18 protein-coding genes are annotated in these 15,434 nt (G+C 45.2%); 7 read left to right on the plus strand and 11 right to left on the minus strand.

All coding sequences use genetic code 11. The features are described from left to right. Nucleotides 1-28 precede the first annotated feature (28 nt). Nucleotides 29-571 carry a replication initiation negative regulator SeqA gene (gene seqA / locus AACV32_RS00535; RefSeq protein WP_170895554.1) on the minus strand — a complete coding sequence of 181 codons (543 nt, stop codon included), beginning with the start codon at nt 569-571 and terminating at the stop codon, nt 29-31. Nucleotides 572-663: 92 nt separating this feature from the next. On the opposite strand from seqA, the gene AACV32_RS00540 reads away from it, so the two are divergent. From AACV32_RS00540 to fldA, 3 genes are all read left to right on the plus strand, one after another. Beyond that, nucleotides 664-1,434 carry an alpha/beta fold hydrolase gene (locus AACV32_RS00540; protein WP_170895555.1) on the plus strand — a complete coding sequence of 257 codons (771 nt, stop codon included), beginning with the start codon at nt 664-666 and terminating at the stop codon, nt 1,432-1,434. Between the two features lie 108 nt (nt 1,435-1,542). Continuing rightward, nucleotides 1,543-1,764, plus strand: coding sequence for a DUF2788 domain-containing protein (locus AACV32_RS00545; RefSeq protein ID WP_010318683.1), 222 nt, complete (start codon nt 1,543-1,545; stop codon nt 1,762-1,764). A gap of 48 nt (nt 1,765-1,812) precedes the next feature. Continuing rightward, a complete protein-coding gene (gene fldA / locus AACV32_RS00550) occupies nt 1,813-2,346 on the plus strand; it encodes a flavodoxin FldA (protein ID WP_013856340.1) in 534 nt (177 codons plus the stop codon). 66 nt (nt 2,347-2,412) lie between these two features. Here the strand turns inward: fldA and AACV32_RS00555 are convergent, their stop codons facing one another. Further along, nucleotides 2,413-3,114, minus strand: a complete 702-nt coding sequence (locus AACV32_RS00555) for an LrgB family protein (protein WP_170895556.1) — start codon at nt 3,112-3,114, stop codon at nt 2,413-2,415. Further along, nucleotides 3,111-3,557 carry a CidA/LrgA family protein gene (locus tag AACV32_RS00560; RefSeq protein ID WP_170895557.1) on the minus strand — a complete coding sequence of 149 codons (447 nt, stop codon included), beginning with the start codon at nt 3,555-3,557 and terminating at the stop codon, nt 3,111-3,113. Before AACV32_RS00560 ends, AACV32_RS00555 begins: the two co-directional genes overlap by 4 nt. Nucleotides 3,558-3,674: 117 nt before the next feature. Here AACV32_RS00560 and AACV32_RS00565 point away from each other — a divergent pair, with 117 nt between their 5' ends. After that, nucleotides 3,675-4,559: a LysR family transcriptional regulator gene (locus AACV32_RS00565; protein WP_026028359.1), complete on the plus strand. Its 885-nt coding sequence runs from the start codon at nt 3,675-3,677 to the stop codon at nt 4,557-4,559. On the opposite strand, the gene AACV32_RS00570 is transcribed toward AACV32_RS00565, so the two are convergent. After that, a complete protein-coding gene (locus AACV32_RS00570) occupies nt 4,556-5,074 on the minus strand; it encodes a DUF4442 domain-containing protein (protein ID WP_170895558.1) in 519 nt (172 codons plus the stop codon). The genes AACV32_RS00565 and AACV32_RS00570 overlap by 4 nt on opposite strands. 214 nt (nt 5,075-5,288) lie before the next feature. Here AACV32_RS00570 and fcrX point away from each other — a divergent pair, with 214 nt between their 5' ends. Then, nucleotides 5,289-5,738, plus strand: a complete 450-nt coding sequence (gene fcrX, locus AACV32_RS00575) for a ferric iron uptake transcriptional regulator FcrX (protein WP_010318689.1) — start codon at nt 5,289-5,291, stop codon at nt 5,736-5,738. Nucleotides 5,739-5,853: 115 nt separating this feature from the next. On the opposite strand, the gene AACV32_RS00580 is transcribed toward fcrX, so the two are convergent. The 3 genes from AACV32_RS00580 to fabB all read right to left on the minus strand — a co-directional run bounded on the left by AACV32_RS00580 (nt 5,854) and on the right by fabB (nt 9,434). After that, nucleotides 5,854-6,867, minus strand: a complete 1,014-nt coding sequence (locus tag AACV32_RS00580; protein ID WP_170895559.1) for an aspartate-semialdehyde dehydrogenase — start codon at nt 6,865-6,867, stop codon at nt 5,854-5,856. Further along, complete coding sequence (locus AACV32_RS00585; protein WP_170895560.1) at nt 6,851-7,996, minus strand: 4-phosphoerythronate dehydrogenase; 1,146 nt, start codon at nt 7,994-7,996, stop codon at nt 6,851-6,853. Before AACV32_RS00585 ends, AACV32_RS00580 begins: the two co-directional genes overlap by 17 nt. Nucleotides 7,997-8,222: 226 nt before the next feature. Beyond that, entirely contained in the window at nt 8,223-9,434 is a 1,212-nt protein-coding gene (gene fabB / locus AACV32_RS00590) for a beta-ketoacyl-ACP synthase I (RefSeq protein ID WP_013856332.1), read from the minus strand. 127 nt (nt 9,435-9,561) lie between these two features. Between fabB and mnmC the strand changes: the two genes are divergently transcribed. Further along, the gene (gene mnmC, locus AACV32_RS00595; RefSeq protein ID WP_170895561.1) at nt 9,562-11,589 is read left to right on the plus strand and encodes a bifunctional tRNA (5-methylaminomethyl-2-thiouridine)(34)-methyltransferase MnmD/FAD-dependent 5-carboxymethylaminomethyl-2-thiouridine(34) oxidoreductase MnmC; all 2,028 of its coding nucleotides are present in this window, start codon (nt 9,562-9,564) and stop codon (nt 11,587-11,589) included. Between the two features lie 114 nt (nt 11,590-11,703). Here mnmC and AACV32_RS00600 read toward each other — a convergent pair whose 3' ends face one another. From AACV32_RS00600 to AACV32_RS00610, 3 genes are all read right to left on the minus strand, one after another. Beyond that, nucleotides 11,704-12,228: an NADPH-dependent FMN reductase gene (locus tag AACV32_RS00600; protein WP_094165165.1), complete on the minus strand. Its 525-nt coding sequence runs from the start codon at nt 12,226-12,228 to the stop codon at nt 11,704-11,706. A 117-nt stretch (nt 12,229-12,345) separates the two neighbouring features. Then, nucleotides 12,346-12,609 carry a YfcL family protein gene (locus AACV32_RS00605; RefSeq protein ID WP_170895562.1) on the minus strand — a complete coding sequence of 88 codons (264 nt, stop codon included), beginning with the start codon at nt 12,607-12,609 and terminating at the stop codon, nt 12,346-12,348. 32 nt (nt 12,610-12,641) lie between these two features. Further along, nucleotides 12,642-13,172 carry an elongation factor P hydroxylase gene (locus AACV32_RS00610; protein WP_013856328.1) on the minus strand — a complete coding sequence of 177 codons (531 nt, stop codon included), beginning with the start codon at nt 13,170-13,172 and terminating at the stop codon, nt 12,642-12,644. 234 nt (nt 13,173-13,406) lie between these two features. Here AACV32_RS00610 and AACV32_RS00615 point away from each other — a divergent pair, with 234 nt between their 5' ends. Further along, nucleotides 13,407-14,030 (plus strand): trimeric intracellular cation channel family protein, encoded by a 624-nt coding sequence (locus tag AACV32_RS00615; protein ID WP_026027295.1) that lies wholly within the window; start codon nt 13,407-13,409, stop codon nt 14,028-14,030. Nucleotides 14,031-14,182: 152 nt separating this feature from the next. On the opposite strand, the gene aroC is transcribed toward AACV32_RS00615, so the two are convergent. Continuing rightward, nucleotides 14,183-15,268 carry a chorismate synthase gene (gene aroC, locus AACV32_RS00620; protein WP_170895563.1) on the minus strand — a complete coding sequence of 362 codons (1,086 nt, stop codon included), beginning with the start codon at nt 15,266-15,268 and terminating at the stop codon, nt 14,183-14,185. Between the last annotated feature and the right edge of the window lie 166 nt (nt 15,269-15,434).

Below are 15,434 nucleotides of genomic sequence, written 5' to 3' on the forward strand. Positions count from 1 at the left end.
CAGATTTTTATCTATGAATGGGCACAAATCAGATTGAGTGCGTCACTTTCTCAATAATGTCACTCGGGAAATTCATCAATACCATCAGCTGCTCGATCATCTGTTGTTTGCGGCTAGTATTGTTATTGGTAATGACCCAAAATGGTGTGTTTGGAATCGCTCTTGGCTTAGTTGTCTGCCCACTAGCAAGCAAGGTTTGCTCGTTGTCAGCAAAATACATACGCTTACGTCCTTTCACTAAGGTCGCTTCAGCAAAACTTACTGGATCGATACGGTATAAGGTTGAAAGCACCAACATAAAACGATCAATTGCTTTTTTCAAAGCCGAAAATTCATCAGAAATGAGCAAAGAACGCATCTCTTTTACGCTATCAATCTGTATCTCTTGTACGGCATCTTTACTCACAACAATGCCCTTGGGCTCGGTACTTACTTGCACGACCGCTGCTGCAGACACTTTACCGTCAACATTGAGCAAACGGCGTAAAATATCCGACGCGCTTTCTCCAATATGTTGGGTTTGGCTGGCAATATAACGGTATAGATCCTCATCAACCTCAATTGTTTTCATTCGCTTTTCACAATCTCAATGTTTAAACTCTGAGGGATTATAGCGAGATCTTCACTGATACTCTACGTTAAACCAATCACTAATAAGATAAAATGTCAGCACTTCTTAATTACAAACTCGAAGGTGAAGGTCACACCGTTGTTTTGATCCATGGTTTATTCGGCAATTTAGACAACCTAGGTTTACTTGCAAGAGACCTAAAAGCCGATCACCAAGTATTGAGTATTGACTTGCGCAATCACGGTCAATCATTTCACAGTGAGGAACATGATTACGCGAGCATGGCATTCGATGTTGCTAGTTTACTCGAAGAGTTAGCTTGTGATTCAGTCACGCTGATTGGCCATTCAATGGGTGGTAAAGTTGCCATGAAGCTGGCTGACATCGCCTCATCCAAAGTCGCCAAACTGGTGGTTTTAGATATGGCACCCATCAGCTATCAGCATCGGAAACATGACAACGTACTGGCGGGGCTCAACGCGGTTATTGCGCAGCAGCCTACCTCGCGAGCAGAGGTCATGGCCATTTTAGCGCAACATATTGAGCTAGAAGGCGTACGACAATTTCTCAGTAAATCGTTATTTAAACGAGAAGATGGTGTAATGAGCTGGCGTTTTAATGTTCCCGCCATTGAAAAAAATTACTGGAATATTTTAGGCTGGGAACCAATCCCTTGTAGCTCTGTTCCAACCTTATTGGTTAAAGGCAGCAACTCTGACTATCTACTACCGGAACACCAAGAAATGATCCAGCAGCAGTTTAGCCAAGCGAAAGCGCACGTCATCGCCAACACAGGGCACTGGCTACACGCAGAAAAGCCCGTTGAAGTTTTACGAGCGATCAGGAAGTTCATTGGCAGCTAGCCGCTTTACTGTGAAACAACAAGTGTGAAATAGGTACCAATGCGCGCATTAACTTTGACGAATAACAGTGTTATAGTGCGCTCAAGCAAATTGGCATAAAGGATACCCATGCTGTACGACTACATGAACATGCTTGAGTCGATTGGACTCGATCTTCTTTTTGCGTCTATATTTTTCCTTATCGGTATGGCAATAAAAGATGTCCTTAAGCAAGGTAATGTACCGCCATTTGGGCGCCGTATTGTATGGCTAGTTCTGTTTTTAGGTTGTGCTGGCTTTATCCTTAAAGGACTTATCCAACTCAGTTGGGAAGGTACCGGACTGGGGTAAAGAACACGCTCATCCGCCAGAAAATGACAAATTAAAGGTAATGATTCTATGGCAAGTGTAGGCCTCTTCTTTGGTAGCGATACCGGTAATACTGAAGCCGTTGCGAAAATGATTCAAAAGCAACTGGGTAAGCAGCTCGTTCACGTTCAAGATATTGCGAAAAGCAGCAAAGAAGACATTGATAATTTTGACTTATTGTTACTGGGTATCCCTACTTGGTACTACGGCGAAGCACAATGTGATTGGGATGATTTTTTCCCAGAATTAGAAGCGATCGACTTCTCGACGAAATTAGTTGCTATTTTCGGTTGCGGCGATCAAGAAGACTACGCTGAATACTTCTGTGACGCGATGGGTACAGTGCGTGACATTATCGAAAGCAAAGGTGCAACGATTATTGGCCACTGGCCAACTGAAGGTTATGAATTCGAAGCCTCTAAAGCCTTGGTTGCAGGTGACAATAGCCACTTTATTGGTTTATGCATCGATGAAGATCGTCAACCAGAGCTGACTGAACAGCGCGTCAGCACATGGGTTAAGCAGATTTATGAAGAGATGTGTTTAGCTGAACTTGAAGGCTAATCTCTTAAACATAAAAAATCCCCTTGCGAGGGGATTTTTTATTGGTCCATGTTCAAGCACTTTGCTTTACCAAAGTAGATGACCGATAAATGGAGCAAGCAACACAGTGACCATGCCCGCAATCATCATCACTACACTCGACACTACCCCTTCAGCATTGCCAATTTGATACGCTTTTGCCGTTCCTGCACCGTGCGCGGAAGCGCCAAGACTGGCTCCTTTACCAAGCCCAGAGCGAATGGATAATAACGCTAACACCACTTCACCTACCGCCATGCCTATCACCCCAGTAAGTACCACAAACAGAGCAGTCAGATCACTTTGCCCACCAATTGACTTCGTCGCCTCAACAGCAAAAGGCGTGGTAATCGAGCGCATCGCTAAACTGCGCTGAAGCATATCGGGTAATTCAAACCAACGAGCCAACAAAACCGTGCTCCCCACAGCCACCACAACCGATACGATCACTCCCACGGATAGAGAGAGCCAGTGGCGCTTGATCAACAATCGGTTGTCATAGACCGGAATAGCAAAAGCCACTGTCGCCGGACCAAGTAGCCACAATAACCAATGAGATTCTGCCATATAGGTCTGGTAAGGGATGTGAAAGATCATCACAACAGCCACTAACAATATAGGGGCCAATAGCAGCGGCATTAAGAAAATAGAACGTTTACGTTGATAAAGGCACTTGCTGCCATAGTAAAAAGCCAAGGTTAACAGCAAGCAAAATATACCAAGCAGCGTTGAGGTAAGTAGTGAGCTCATGATGAACGCTCCACTTTGGTTAGGCGTATTGCCCGGTTGCTTTTTCTACGCGCTAATATCAGCTCTAAACGATACATTTTATCAACGATCCAAGCAGTAATAGCAATGACCATGATGGTACTGATGACAAGTACCGCCATAATTCGTAACCCTTGCTGTTGCATTAACTCTTGATAGTTAACGACCGCAATGACCGCTGGTACAAAGAACAACAGCATTTCCGCCAATAACCAAGTTGCTCCCTTACGCAACCAATCAACTTTTATAACTCGCATAATCACTAAAGTTAATAGCAATAGCATGCCAGTTAAATTTGCTGGTAAAGGAATATGAAAAGTGCTGACTAGAAAATCCGCCAAAAACCAAATCATTGATAGCACAACAACTTGTACCACTGTTTGCAGATTGTTTTTTACCCTTTGGCTGTTTCTTATTCTTTGCATGATGAGACTAATGCCGTTTTGTGAAATTAGTCACATTATATTAAGCTATGAAACCATCGTAAAATGACTTTTTATTATCATTTTCATGCCAAAATGGAATGATAAAAAGGAGATATTATGGATATTAAAGCACTGCGCTATTTTGTTGAATTGGTCAATCAACAAAGCTTTACCCGCGCATCCGAGCAACTGTTCGTCACCCAGCCCACCATCAGTAAGATGATCCGTAGTCTAGAGCAGGAAATTGAACAGCCACTATTACATCGTGAAGGTCGACGTTTCTGGCTTACCGATGCAGGAGAGGTTGTCTATCAAAGAGCGCTAGAGATCTTAGCGCAGATGTCTCAGTTAGAAGCCGAGCTGGTCGATCTCAATCAGGTAAAGCGGGGACAACTGCATCTCGGAATTCCACCAATGGTTGGACACCTTTACGCAGGTCTGATCCGCCAATACCGTCAAACCTACCCTCATGTAGAGCTCACCATCGTTGAGTATGGCGGACGTAAAATAGAGCAAGCTATCCTCAATGGCGAAATTGACGTAGCCGTCACCATGCTTTCGCCTCATCCGATTGATAATCTGCGGTCACTCTCCTTAGACAGTTACCCCATTTGCGCCGTACTCCCCGATTCATCTCCTTGGAAGCAGCAAGAAGCCATCGGTTGGGAGCAACTACAAAATGAGCCATTTTACCTCTATACCCATGATTTTACGCTGAGTGACTACATCCACTCATTCTGCCTACAACACGGATTTACACCACAAGTTGCAGCGCGCAGTAGCCAGTGGGATTTTTTAGTCGCGTTGGTCAAAAGTGGCGTAGGTGTTGCCTTTCTACCCGAACCACTTTGTCGACGAATTCAAGGAGAAGGCGTCTTAGTCAAACCGATGACACCCAGTATTGATTGGCACTTAGGATTAATATGGCACGCGGAACGGTACGTTTCTCGCACCGCCGAAGCTTGGATTGAGCTGTGCCAAATGCAGAATGAACAGCCTTAGCGGTCACAAAAAGTAACCATTTTGTCTGCATCACTCTCTTCTCTGTATTTAGGTTTTTTGCGCACGTACAATTTACGTTGCACTTCAGAGATCACTTCACCTTTGGCATCCTTAACATGGATAACAAATTCCGGAAAGCATTTATCCCCATTGGCCGTGCTCACTAAGATTGAATCCAGTTGGTCTTGCGTTATCAGAAACTCCGCATACAAATCAGAATGGCCCGGTTTGATAAAGTTGATGCTGGCCTCTTTGTCCCATACATAATATTGCTCACCCAAAATCCCCATTAACATCAAAGAGTAAACAGGGTCCGTGAGAGAGAAAATGCTGCCACCATACTGAGTGCGATTAGCATTTTTGTTCCACCACCGCAGCTTTAGGCGCATTTTCACCTGACGGAAGTCGCTACTAATTTCATCAATGTGGATACCAGCGCCCCAAAAAGGGGGCCAGCTATTTAACGCCCACTTAACAATATTTGGCTTATAAAATCTTGCTAAAGAGTGATTCATTCCGTGCTCACCTTTTAAACCTATCGACTCAATCACTAATAAATGTTACGCAATTGTAACTGGTAAGAGCTGTTATATCAGTGATATTGCGCGGCTTTGTGACAAATATAAAGTAACCCTTTGAACTTCGTGGTTTATTGTTAGCAGTGACTCCCCTATAATGATCGCAATTATGAATTCTGTTAACTGCTGCAGATCATCAACAGGAAAGTGTATGTCAGATAATAACCAAGCGCTCAAGGATGCAGGCCTCAAAGTTACCCTTCCTAGGCTAAAAATTTTAGAAGTGCTACAGCAGCCTGAATGCCAACATATCAGCGCTGAAGAACTGTATAAGAAATTGATTGATCTTGGTGAAGAAATCGGTCTTGCGACTGTTTATCGAGTATTAAACCAATTTGATGATGCGGGTATTGTCACTCGTCACCATTTTGAAGGTGGAAAATCCGTTTTTGAACTTTCAACACAACACCACCACGACCACTTAGTGTGCTTAGATTGTGGTGAAGTGATTGAGTTTTCAGATGAGGTGATCGAACAACGCCAAAGAGAGATTGCTGAGCAATATAATGTACAGCTCACCAATCACAGCCTTTATCTATATGGTAAATGTGCCGACGGCAGTTGCAAGCAGAACCCTAACGCGCACAAGTCAAAAAGATAGCCATCATTCTCAGCCTTGAGCTGGACGATAATAAAAAAGCCGGGTGAATCAATCACTCGGCTTTTTTGTGTAGAGAGAAAGGAGTGGTAAGCCACTCCTTTTTACTAGGTATTAATTAGAAATAATCTCGAATCAACACTTCCGCAATTTGTACCGCATTTGTTGCAGCGCCTTTTCTCACGTTATCTGCCACTACCCACATGTTAATGCCACTGTGGTGACTGATATCGTTGCGAATACGCCCTACAAGAACCGTATCCTTCCCTCCCGCATCGCGAACTTGCGTGGGGAAATCATTCCCGCTGAATACTTCAATACCTTCAGTTTTCTCTAATAACTCAATAACTTGCTCAGCATCAATCGGTAAGCGTGTTTCAATATGCAGTGACTCAGCATGGCCGTAAAAAACTGGCACGCGTACACAAGTTGGGTTGACCATAATGGTTGAGTCATTGAATATTTTTTGCGTTTCCCACACCATTTTCATCTCTTCCTTGGTGTAGCCATTATCCATAAACTGGTCGATTTGTGGGATGCAGTTAAACGCAATTTGCTGGCTAAAAACATCAGGATCGGCCGAAACACCGTTTAATAGCCTTGCGGTTTGTCCCGCCAACTCATCAATGCCTGACTTCCCGGCTCCTGAAACGGACTGATAAGTTGATACGTTAATTCGCTCGATACCCACAGCATCGTGAATCGGCTTTAATGCCACCAACATTTGGATGGTTGAGCAGTTTGGGTTGGCAATAATATTGCGGTTACGGAAATCCGCAATCGCTTCAGGGTTCACTTCAGGCACAACAAGTGGGATATCGTACTCATAGCGGAAATGTGAGGTGTTATCGATGACTACCACACCTTCTTCTGTGGCAATAGGTGCCCATTTTGCAGACAATTCATCACCAGCGGAAAACAGTGCAATCTGAACTTGTGACCAATCGAAATCTTCAACATTTTGTACTTGTATGGTTTTACCATTGAAGCGGTAGAATTTACCTTCACTACGCTCACTGGCAAGTAGGTAAAGTTCACCAACGGGGAATTTGCGATCTTTGAGCACTTCAAGCATGGTTTCACCAACCGCGCCGGTTGCTCCTAAAATAGCGATATTAAATTCTTGGCTCATTTGTTACCTCTGTTTTAAAACCTAATTTAGCTAAGGGAATGAGATCACACGACTCACTACCGACGACAGTCATCGCGCTATATTCTCTTCTATCCCAATAAAGTTTACGCATTTGATCAAAAGCACCTGGTTTGCCAATTTCACGGCGAAACAAGGCGTCATCTTTGCGTACGTCATAAATCAATTGGGTTAAACTGTGTAATGTTTCCTCATCCCAACCGCGTGATAAATACACTTTGGCAATGGGAGCCTCGGGTAATAAACTACTGGCATTCGCGCAATGGTCATCGCCAAGATACTCACAAAAACTATTGAAAATCATGGTCGTGCCTCGGGCTTTACCTTCTAACCCATAGCCAGCCACATGCGGCGTCGCAAAGGCGAGCAAAGGCAGCAGTTCCATATCCACTTCAGGTTCAAATTCAAACACGTCTAAAGCGGCAATAAAACCATCATTTTTCTGTAGGCGTTGTTTCAGCGCTTGGTTATCCACCACAGGGCCACGAGCCGCATTGATCAAGATCTGATCACTGCGCAACTGGGCAAGTCGAACTCCATCAATCAAGTGATGGGTTGGCCATTCACCACTTTTAGTAATGGGTGTATGCAGCGTAATGACATCCGCTTTATCAAGTAAAACATCAAAATGAGTAAACTCGCGGCAATCACCTTGTGCTTGTTTTGGGGGATCGTTGAGCAGTACATTGATGCCAATCCCCGCTAAACACTCGGCTAAATAGCTGCCGACTTGACCAGCACCAATAATGCCAACGGTTTTCTCTAAGGCAGAAAAACCATGCTGCTGTGCTAACACCATCAATACACTGAAAACATACTCAGCCACTCCCACCTTATTACACCCCGGTGCGGCAGTAAAAAAGATGCCTCTTTCAGCCAAAAGCGCTTGATCAACGTGGTCCATACCTGCCGTCGCCGTACCAACAAACTTTAATTTATTGGCTTTCGCTAATAGTGCTTGATTTACTTTCGTAACAGAACGAATCATCAAGGCGTCAACGTCGATAAGATCATCAGCCGTTAAGCTTCTACCGGGTTTCAACACCACCTCACCAAGCTGGCTAAATAACGATTCAGCATAAGGCATGTTTTCATCAATAAGGATTTTCATAGCGGAGTTCACAATTTTCGAAATTGAAGGAATTGTGCAGAAAAGCGCACAGACTGTCGAGAAGAAATCCCGCTTTCCATAAAAATGCCCGGCTCCTCACGGAAACCGGGCAAAAACCCAGAACAAAAGGATCCCGTCCCGCTCTCCATGGGACAGAGTCTGCGTCTGTTCGATCAGCTAAGCTGACCCGCTCTGGAAACCTTTTTATTAGAGGTGTGTAGGCACATTAGCCTTGATACTTTTTGATCACTAGCGTCGCGTTCGTACCGCCAAAACCAAAGCTGTTAGACATCACAGTAGTTAGCTCTTGCTCGCGCATTTCGGTCACAATATCAAGGCCATCAGCCGCTGGATCTAAATTGTCAATGTTGATGCTTGGCGCGATAAAGCCGTGGTGAAGCATCAAGGTAGAGTAGATGGCTTCATGCACACCTGCCGCACCCAATGCGTGGCCAGTCATTGCTTTTGTTGCCGAGATAGCTGGGCTGTTGCCAGCGAACACTTCTTGAATGGCACCCAACTCTTTTACATCACCGACAGGTGTGGAAGTACCATGTGTATTGACATAATCCACACTATCTACCGCTTGCATTGCCATCTTCATGCAACGCACAGCGCCTTCACCTGATGGAGCCACCATGTCGTAGCCATCTGATGTCGCACCGTAACCGACGATTTCACCGTAAATTTTTGCGCCGCGAGCCAGTGCATGCTCAAGCTCTTCAACCACAACCATGCCGCCGCCGCCTGAAATCACGAAACCATCGCGGTCAGCATCGTAAGTACGTGACGCTTTTTCTGGTGTTTCGTTGTACTTAGTTGACAGCGCACCCATTGCATCAAACATCATAGTTAAAGACCAATCGAGCTCTTCACCACCACCTGCAAACACAACATCTTGCTTACCCAATTGGATAAGTTCCATTGCGTGACCAATACAGTGAGCCGACGTCGCACAAGCGGAGCTCATGGTGTAGTTGACGCCACGGATTTTAAATGGCGTAGCAAGACAGGCTGAAACAGTCGAAGACATAGTACGTGGAACCATGTAAGGACCAACGCGCTTCACGCCTTTTGTGCGCAATGTGTCGACAGCAATAACTTGGTTATACGACGACGCACCGCCAGAACCAGCCACAATACCAGTGCGGTCATTAGAGACCTGCTCTGGTGCTAAACCTGAATCGGCAATCGCTTGTTCCATTGATAGGTATGCAAACGCGGCCGCATCACCCATAAAACGCATCTGTTTGCGATCAATATGGTCAGCAGGGTTCATTTTCAGGCTACCCCACACTTGAGAGCGTAAACCGTTCTCTTTGAACTGCTCAGAAGCGGTAATACCTGATTTGCCTGCTTTTAGAGACGCTAAAACTTCTTCGACGTTGTTACCGATACTTGAAACAATACCCATACCGGTGATTACGACTCGTTTCATGTGACATTCCTATAATTCAAAATTCGCTTAGATAATAACTAAGAAGAATAACAAAAGTGGTCAGCTTTCCCAGAAATTCGTACAATCTCGAGCTATATATCGCCCGATTTCACAGAATTACACCATTATGACCAGCATAACCAACGCAACACTGGGTTGGAATGAAGCGGGCACACCCGTTTCCGACCAATTCGATGACGTTTACTTTTCCAACGTTAACGGCCTAGAAGAGACGCGTTACGTGTTTCTTTCCCAAAATCATATACCACAAAGATGGCACCAATATGACCAAAAACGATTCGTCATTGCCGAAACGGGGTTTGGCACTGGGTTAAATTTTCTCGCTGTATGGCAAGAATTTGATGCGTTTAGGCAACAAAACCCAAATGCGCCATTGCAAGCGCTGCATTTTATCAGTTTTGAAAAATATCCGCTCAATAAACACGACTTGATAACAGCGCACCAAGCGTGGCCTGAATTAGCGACTTATGCGAAAAAGCTTCAACAACACTACCCGATTGCAGTACCAGAATGTCATCGCATTGTTCTTGATGATGGCGCCATTACCCTTGATCTTTGGTTCGGTGATATCAAAGAGTGTATGCCGCAAGTTCCCACAACCGAGCAAGGCGTGGTAGACGCATGGTTTTTGGATGGTTTTGCTCCCAGTAAAAACCCTGAAATGTGGAATCAAACGCTGTTTGAGAATATGGCCAAACTGGCGAAACACAAAGCCACGTGCGCCACTTTTACCGCCGCAGGTTTTGTACGACGCGGATTGATAGAAGCAGGCTTTTCGATGAAAAAAGTGAAAGGCTTTGGCACCAAAAGAGAGATGATTGCTGGTCAACTGGAACACAAAACGCCGTACAGCAATATAAAACCTTGGTTTGCGATTGCGCCGACGACAAATGTTACCGACGTGGCGATCATCGGCGGCGGCATTGCTAGTGCCACATTAGCTAAAATGCTCAATCGCCGCGGTATCAATGTCAGCCTGTATTGCGCCGATCCTCAGGCCGCTCAAGGTGCTTCAGGTAACCGACAAGGTGCGGTTTACCCACTGCTGAATAAAGACCACAGTGGTGTATCGCGTGTTTTTGCGCCCGCTTTTCTGTTTGCTCGGCAATTTGTTGAGCAAATGGCGCAAACCGTCCCTTTTGATCATGATTGGTGTGGTGTGACCCAATTGATGTGGGATGAAAAATCGACCCAAAAACAGATGGCGATGCTTGAAGGGCAATTTAACCCTCAGCTAATGCACTACTGCGATCAACAAGCAACGTTACAAAACGTCGGCTTACCGACTGACATGGTCAGCTTACATTACCCACTCGGAGGATGGCTTTGCCCTGCTCAACTGACACAAGGCCTGTTTGACCAATTAAGCCAAAGTGAGCGATTCAACGCCTATTTCAATCACAAGGTGGAGTCTTTGCGCTGGGATGAAATACAGCGACGGTGGACATTAAGTGTTAATGGTAGCGAAAAGCACCATCAGTGTGTGGTCATTGCAAACGGTCATCAATTTGACCATTTCGAGCAAACACAAGCGTTGCCACTTGGCAAAGTGAAAGGACAAATAAGCCATATTCCAACCTCAGAAACATTGCAAAAGCTGAGCAGCGTGTTGTGTTACGACGGCTATATGACACCGCACAACCCCAACACTCAACAGCACTGCATTGGCGCAAGCTATGACCGAAGTCAAATCAACCAAGCATTCGATGCGGCGGCGCAGCAAGAGAATGGACAACGCTTAACCCGTTGTATTAACGACCAAAACTGGACACAGCAAGTCGATACATCTAGCAATCAATCTCGCCAAGGCGTTCGCTGTGTCAGCCGCGATCATTTGCCGTTTGTCGGGAATGTGGGCAACTTTGAACAGATCAAGCTCGACTACCAGCCGTTAACGCCCCAAGATCCGCAACAGACTCCATCTGTGGCTCACTATCCTCATTTGTACTGCATGCTCGGGCTAGGATCGCGAGGGCTAAGTTCTGCGCCATTAATGGCTGAGTTGCTGGCTTCACAAATGAGTGGCGATCCACTTCCGCTTGCTGTTGATGTTCTCGAAACGCTTCATCCAAGTCGAATGTGGGTGAGAAAACTCAAAAAAGGCAAAGCCATCACCGAACGTACTCCTCGATAAAACCCGTCATAGAAAAAAGCCTTACTTATCCAGCAAGGCTTTTTTAATGCTCACTTTTTCACGCGAAAAGCCGTGAAACTTAACGTGAGACGAACTTAAAACGAGACACGAAAGCTATACGAGCTTCGCAACCGCGTCTTTCAATTGTGCCGCCACTTCTGGGTTAGCCACTTGACCCGTAGCCAAGTCAAAATTGTCATAAAAACTCGGTACCGAGACAGACGCTTTTACATTACCACCAAAATAAGGAGCAGAATTATTTGCCGCCGCCAAAACCGATTGCGCGCCACCAGGACCAGGAGAGCTGGCTAGGTAAACAGCAGGTTTACCTTTGAATAGTTCACGGTCAATGCGTGTTGCCCAGTCAAATAAATTTTTGTACGCCGCTGGGTAGTGACCATTATGCTCAGCAAAAGAGATAACAAACGCATCCGCTTGAGCAAGATCACGCAGAAAAGCTTGAGCGCCTTCGGCTTGACCAAGCTCTTTTTCAAGATCTTCGCTAAACATAGGAACGGTATAGTTGTTAATATCAAGCACCACCACGTCTGCACCTTCGATGAGGTGAGCGGTGTAAGTGGCCAATGCTTTATTGATTGAAGTTGAGCTGTTTGATGCTCCAAATGCGATGACTTTCATGGTGTTGCCCTTGTGTGTTCGAATATGGCTTAAGCATAGCGATCGCACAAATTAACAACAACCATAAAAATTTTACGGACTCATTCAAAGAATTCGAATGAGTTAAGTGTGCTCATCTTAAGCTTGGTTGTGAAGCTCGGTCCATAAATCGAACACAATCACGCGGTCTGCAGGCGTAAGCTCTGTGCGCGCGTGCTCTAGGCTCTGCTCAATTCGTGCTTTAAACAGAGATAGATCGTCAATTCCTTCATCTTCACACGCGGCTGCAGACAAAGAAATATGACCTCGCAAATAACCACCCGCAAACAATTCATCGTCCGATGCCGTCGCAATACGTGCATCAATCATTTCCAGCAGTTTTTCTTCAAATCCAATAATCATACAACTCTCATTTTCTCTTATTATTTAGCTAGTTACCTGATGATAAAGTGCTCTAGCCTTAATTCTGTCGTACCATAAAAAGCACGTAATGCATCTGACAGCATCTTCACTCGGGGTGGAAGCCCAACCTGTAAGATAGCGACTACCTCACGATGTACCTGAGTCATAAAGGTGATGCGGTCTGGTTCAAAATCGCCGTGTAGGTTGTCACAACTCACAGTAAAAGGAAAGCCAGCACTGACCGATAAAATCCACTCATACGCTTGAGGGCGCACCTCTACTTTTTCAAATTCGGCTTGGACTTGCGCGGTTCGCCCGTCTGGTTGATACCAATAGCCAAAATCTTCCATCAATCGCCGTTCAGGCCCGGCGACGCACCAATGCGCGATTTCGTGCAGTGCCGAGGCAAAGAATCCCCGTGCGAAAATGATGCGGTGATGATTAATTTGCGCATCAGCAGGCAAGTAAATCGGCTCATCACCACCGAGCTCTAAACGCGTATTGAATGGCTCAAAAAAAGTGTCATTGAACAGGGAGATCAAGTCTTGGTATTGATGTGTCATCACTCAGTCATGCAGGCAAAAATTTCTCAACGCATTCTCTTATTTTTCTGTAGTCAGGTAAAGCCATTCAATCGCCCCATTTCATTAGTTTTATTAATCGGTCAAACGGTTTCTTGGCATAAAATCTCATTCGCCATCGCCTGACTTTACTACTACACTTGCGCCTCCATTTTTAAGTTCAACCGCTTTCTCGGTTCTTATATACCTAAGGAAGTGCTGTCGGAGTACCGCATTATGTTGCTCAGTGTTTTATATATTATTGGTATTACTGCCGAAGCGATGACTGGCGCATTGAGTGCAGGCCGTCGAAAAATGGATTGGTTCGGTGTGATGTTAGTAGCGAGTGCCACTGCGATTGGAGGCGGTACGGTGAGGGATATTTTACTCGGCCATTATCCGCTAGGTTGGGTGAAGAATCCGGAGTTTTTAGCCATTACCTGTATCGCAGGCGTTCTCACCACAGGCTTAGCTAAATGGGTAATCAAACTCAAAGGGTTGTTCATTCGTTTAGATGCATTGGGGCTAATTGTGTTCAGTATCATAGGCACAAAAGTCGCAATGGGCATGGGTTTGCATCCCGGCATTTGTATGGTTTCTGCATTGGTCACTGGGGTGTTTGGTGGGTTATTACGCGATTTAATCTGCAGACAAACGCCACTGGTACTGCATGAAGAACTCTACGCTTCGGTTTCATTAGTCGCTTCAGGGCTTTATTTAACCTTACTCGCATTCGGCATCAATGATGTCACCAGCACGATAGTAACGCTTATTGTGGGTTATTTATTGCGTATGGCGGCAGTGCGTTTTAAATGGCGTTTGCCTTCTTTCCAGCTTGATGCTGAAAATCAGATTCATTAGCCACAATCCAATGTTAGATATTTGGTTAGATTAGCTGACTTGTTTCGATAAAAAATTCATTCAGCCGCGGAAATTGGCCAAACAGAAAATTGCTTAAAACAAAAGCGCCCTAACAAGAAGGACGCTTTTCATTTTAATTCGGTTATGCTGGATTAGATTTTAGGCGTTTCTGTTTGAACCGCAAAATTCTGCCCGCGATGACGAAGTAAGTGGTCCATCAACACAATCGCCAGCATTGCTTCGGCAATGGGCACGGCGCGAATACCGACGCAAGGATCATGGCGACCTTTCGTGATAAGTTGTGTGGGTTCACCCGTGCGAGTAATGGTATCGCCAGGTACTGTAATACTTGACGTGGGTTTAAGTGCAATACTGGCAACAATATCTTGTCCAGTCGAAATACCGCCTAAAATACCGCCAGCATGATTTGAGCGAAAGCCGTTCGGTGTTAGAGGATCTCGATGCTGGCTGCCTTTTTGCTGCACGACATCAAAACCGTCACCAATCTCTACCCCTTTCACCGCATTAATGCTCATCAAAGCATGCGCAATATCCGCATCTAGACGATCAAATACCGGCTCACCTAAACCAACAGGCAGGTTGGTCGCGACAACTTGAATCTTTGCACCGATCGAATCACCTTCTTTTTTCAAATCACGGATCAGTTGGTCGAATGCCGCCACTTTGTCTGCATCTGGACAGAAAAAGGCGTTATTCTCAATTTCATTCCAATCCACTTTATCGATACAAACATCACCTATTTGTGACAAGTAAGCGCGAATTTCAACCCCAAATTCTTGTTTGAGATATTTCTTCGCAATGGCTCCCGCTGCCACTCGCATCGCTGTCTCACGTGCTGATGAACGGCCACCACCACGATAGTCGCGAATGCCATATTTTTGATGGTAGGTATAATCGGCATGACCGGGGCGAAACTTGTCTTTAATGTCTGAATAATCGGTTGAACGTTGGTCGGTATTTTCAATTAATAGACCAATCGATGTACCTGTGGTTTTCCCCTCAAATACACCAGAAAGAATTTTGACTTCATCCGCTTCACGGCGCTGCGTTGTATAGCGAGATGTGCCAGGACGGCGACGATCTAGGTCTATCTGTAAGTCAGCTTCTGTAATTTCTAAGCCCGGAGGGCATCCGTCGACGATACATCCTAGTGCGATACCGTGACTTTCTCCGAATGTCATCACTCGAAAATGTTGTCCGATACTGTTTCCTGCCATTACTTCCTCAATATTGATGACACAGAGCGACATGCTCCCTATCACCGCTTCATTCTATTGTTCGTGGATTCATAGTGGCTTTATTACGAAATGATGTAAAGCCCCAAAATAAAGCAATGTGTATTTTTATAATGGATAAAAAAACGCCAGCACTGTGGCTGGCGTT

Origin of the sequence: Vibrio sp. B7 (genome assembly GCF_963888765.1) — a bacterium.
In the GTDB taxonomy this organism is placed as follows: domain Bacteria; phylum Pseudomonadota; class Gammaproteobacteria; order Enterobacterales; family Vibrionaceae; genus Vibrio; species Vibrio anguillarum.

Coding starts and splice junctions, on each gene's coding strand:
- fldA (WP_013856340.1), top strand. CDS start 1,813: ATGGCAAGTGTAGGCCTCTTCTTTGGTAGCGATACCGGTAATACTGAA.
- AACV32_RS00545 (WP_010318683.1), top strand. CDS start 1,543: ATGCTGTACGACTACATGAACATGCTTGAGTCGATTGGACTCGATCTT.
- AACV32_RS00600 (WP_094165165.1), bottom strand. CDS start 12,228: ATGAAAGTCATCGCATTTGGAGCATCAAACAGCTCAACTTCAATCAAT.
- fabB (WP_013856332.1), bottom strand. CDS start 9,434: ATGAAACGAGTCGTAATCACCGGTATGGGTATTGTTTCAAGTATCGGT.
- AACV32_RS00615 (WP_026027295.1), top strand. CDS start 13,407: ATGTTGCTCAGTGTTTTATATATTATTGGTATTACTGCCGAAGCGATG.
- fcrX (WP_010318689.1), top strand. CDS start 5,289: ATGTCAGATAATAACCAAGCGCTCAAGGATGCAGGCCTCAAAGTTACC.
- AACV32_RS00605 (WP_170895562.1), bottom strand. CDS start 12,609: ATGATTATTGGATTTGAAGAAAAACTGCTGGAAATGATTGATGCACGT.
- AACV32_RS00580 (WP_170895559.1), bottom strand. CDS start 6,867: ATGAGCCAAGAATTTAATATCGCTATTTTAGGAGCAACCGGCGCGGTT.
- mnmC (WP_170895561.1), top strand. CDS start 9,562: ATGACCAGCATAACCAACGCAACACTGGGTTGGAATGAAGCGGGCACA.
- AACV32_RS00610 (WP_013856328.1), bottom strand. CDS start 13,172: ATGACACATCAATACCAAGACTTGATCTCCCTGTTCAATGACACTTTT.
- AACV32_RS00570 (WP_170895558.1), bottom strand. CDS start 5,074: ATGAATCACTCTTTAGCAAGATTTTATAAGCCAAATATTGTTAAGTGG.
- AACV32_RS00560 (WP_170895557.1), bottom strand. CDS start 3,557: ATGCAAAGAATAAGAAACAGCCAAAGGGTAAAAAACAATCTGCAAACA.
- AACV32_RS00555 (WP_170895556.1), bottom strand. CDS start 3,114: ATGAGCTCACTACTTACCTCAACGCTGCTTGGTATATTTTGCTTGCTG.
- seqA (WP_170895554.1), bottom strand. CDS start 571: ATGAAAACAATTGAGGTTGATGAGGATCTATACCGTTATATTGCCAGC.
- AACV32_RS00585 (WP_170895560.1), bottom strand. CDS start 7,996: ATGAAAATCCTTATTGATGAAAACATGCCTTATGCTGAATCGTTATTT.
- AACV32_RS00565 (WP_026028359.1), top strand. CDS start 3,675: ATGGATATTAAAGCACTGCGCTATTTTGTTGAATTGGTCAATCAACAA.
- AACV32_RS00540 (WP_170895555.1), top strand. CDS start 664: ATGTCAGCACTTCTTAATTACAAACTCGAAGGTGAAGGTCACACCGTT.
- aroC (WP_170895563.1), bottom strand. CDS start 15,268: ATGGCAGGAAACAGTATCGGACAACATTTTCGAGTGATGACATTCGGA.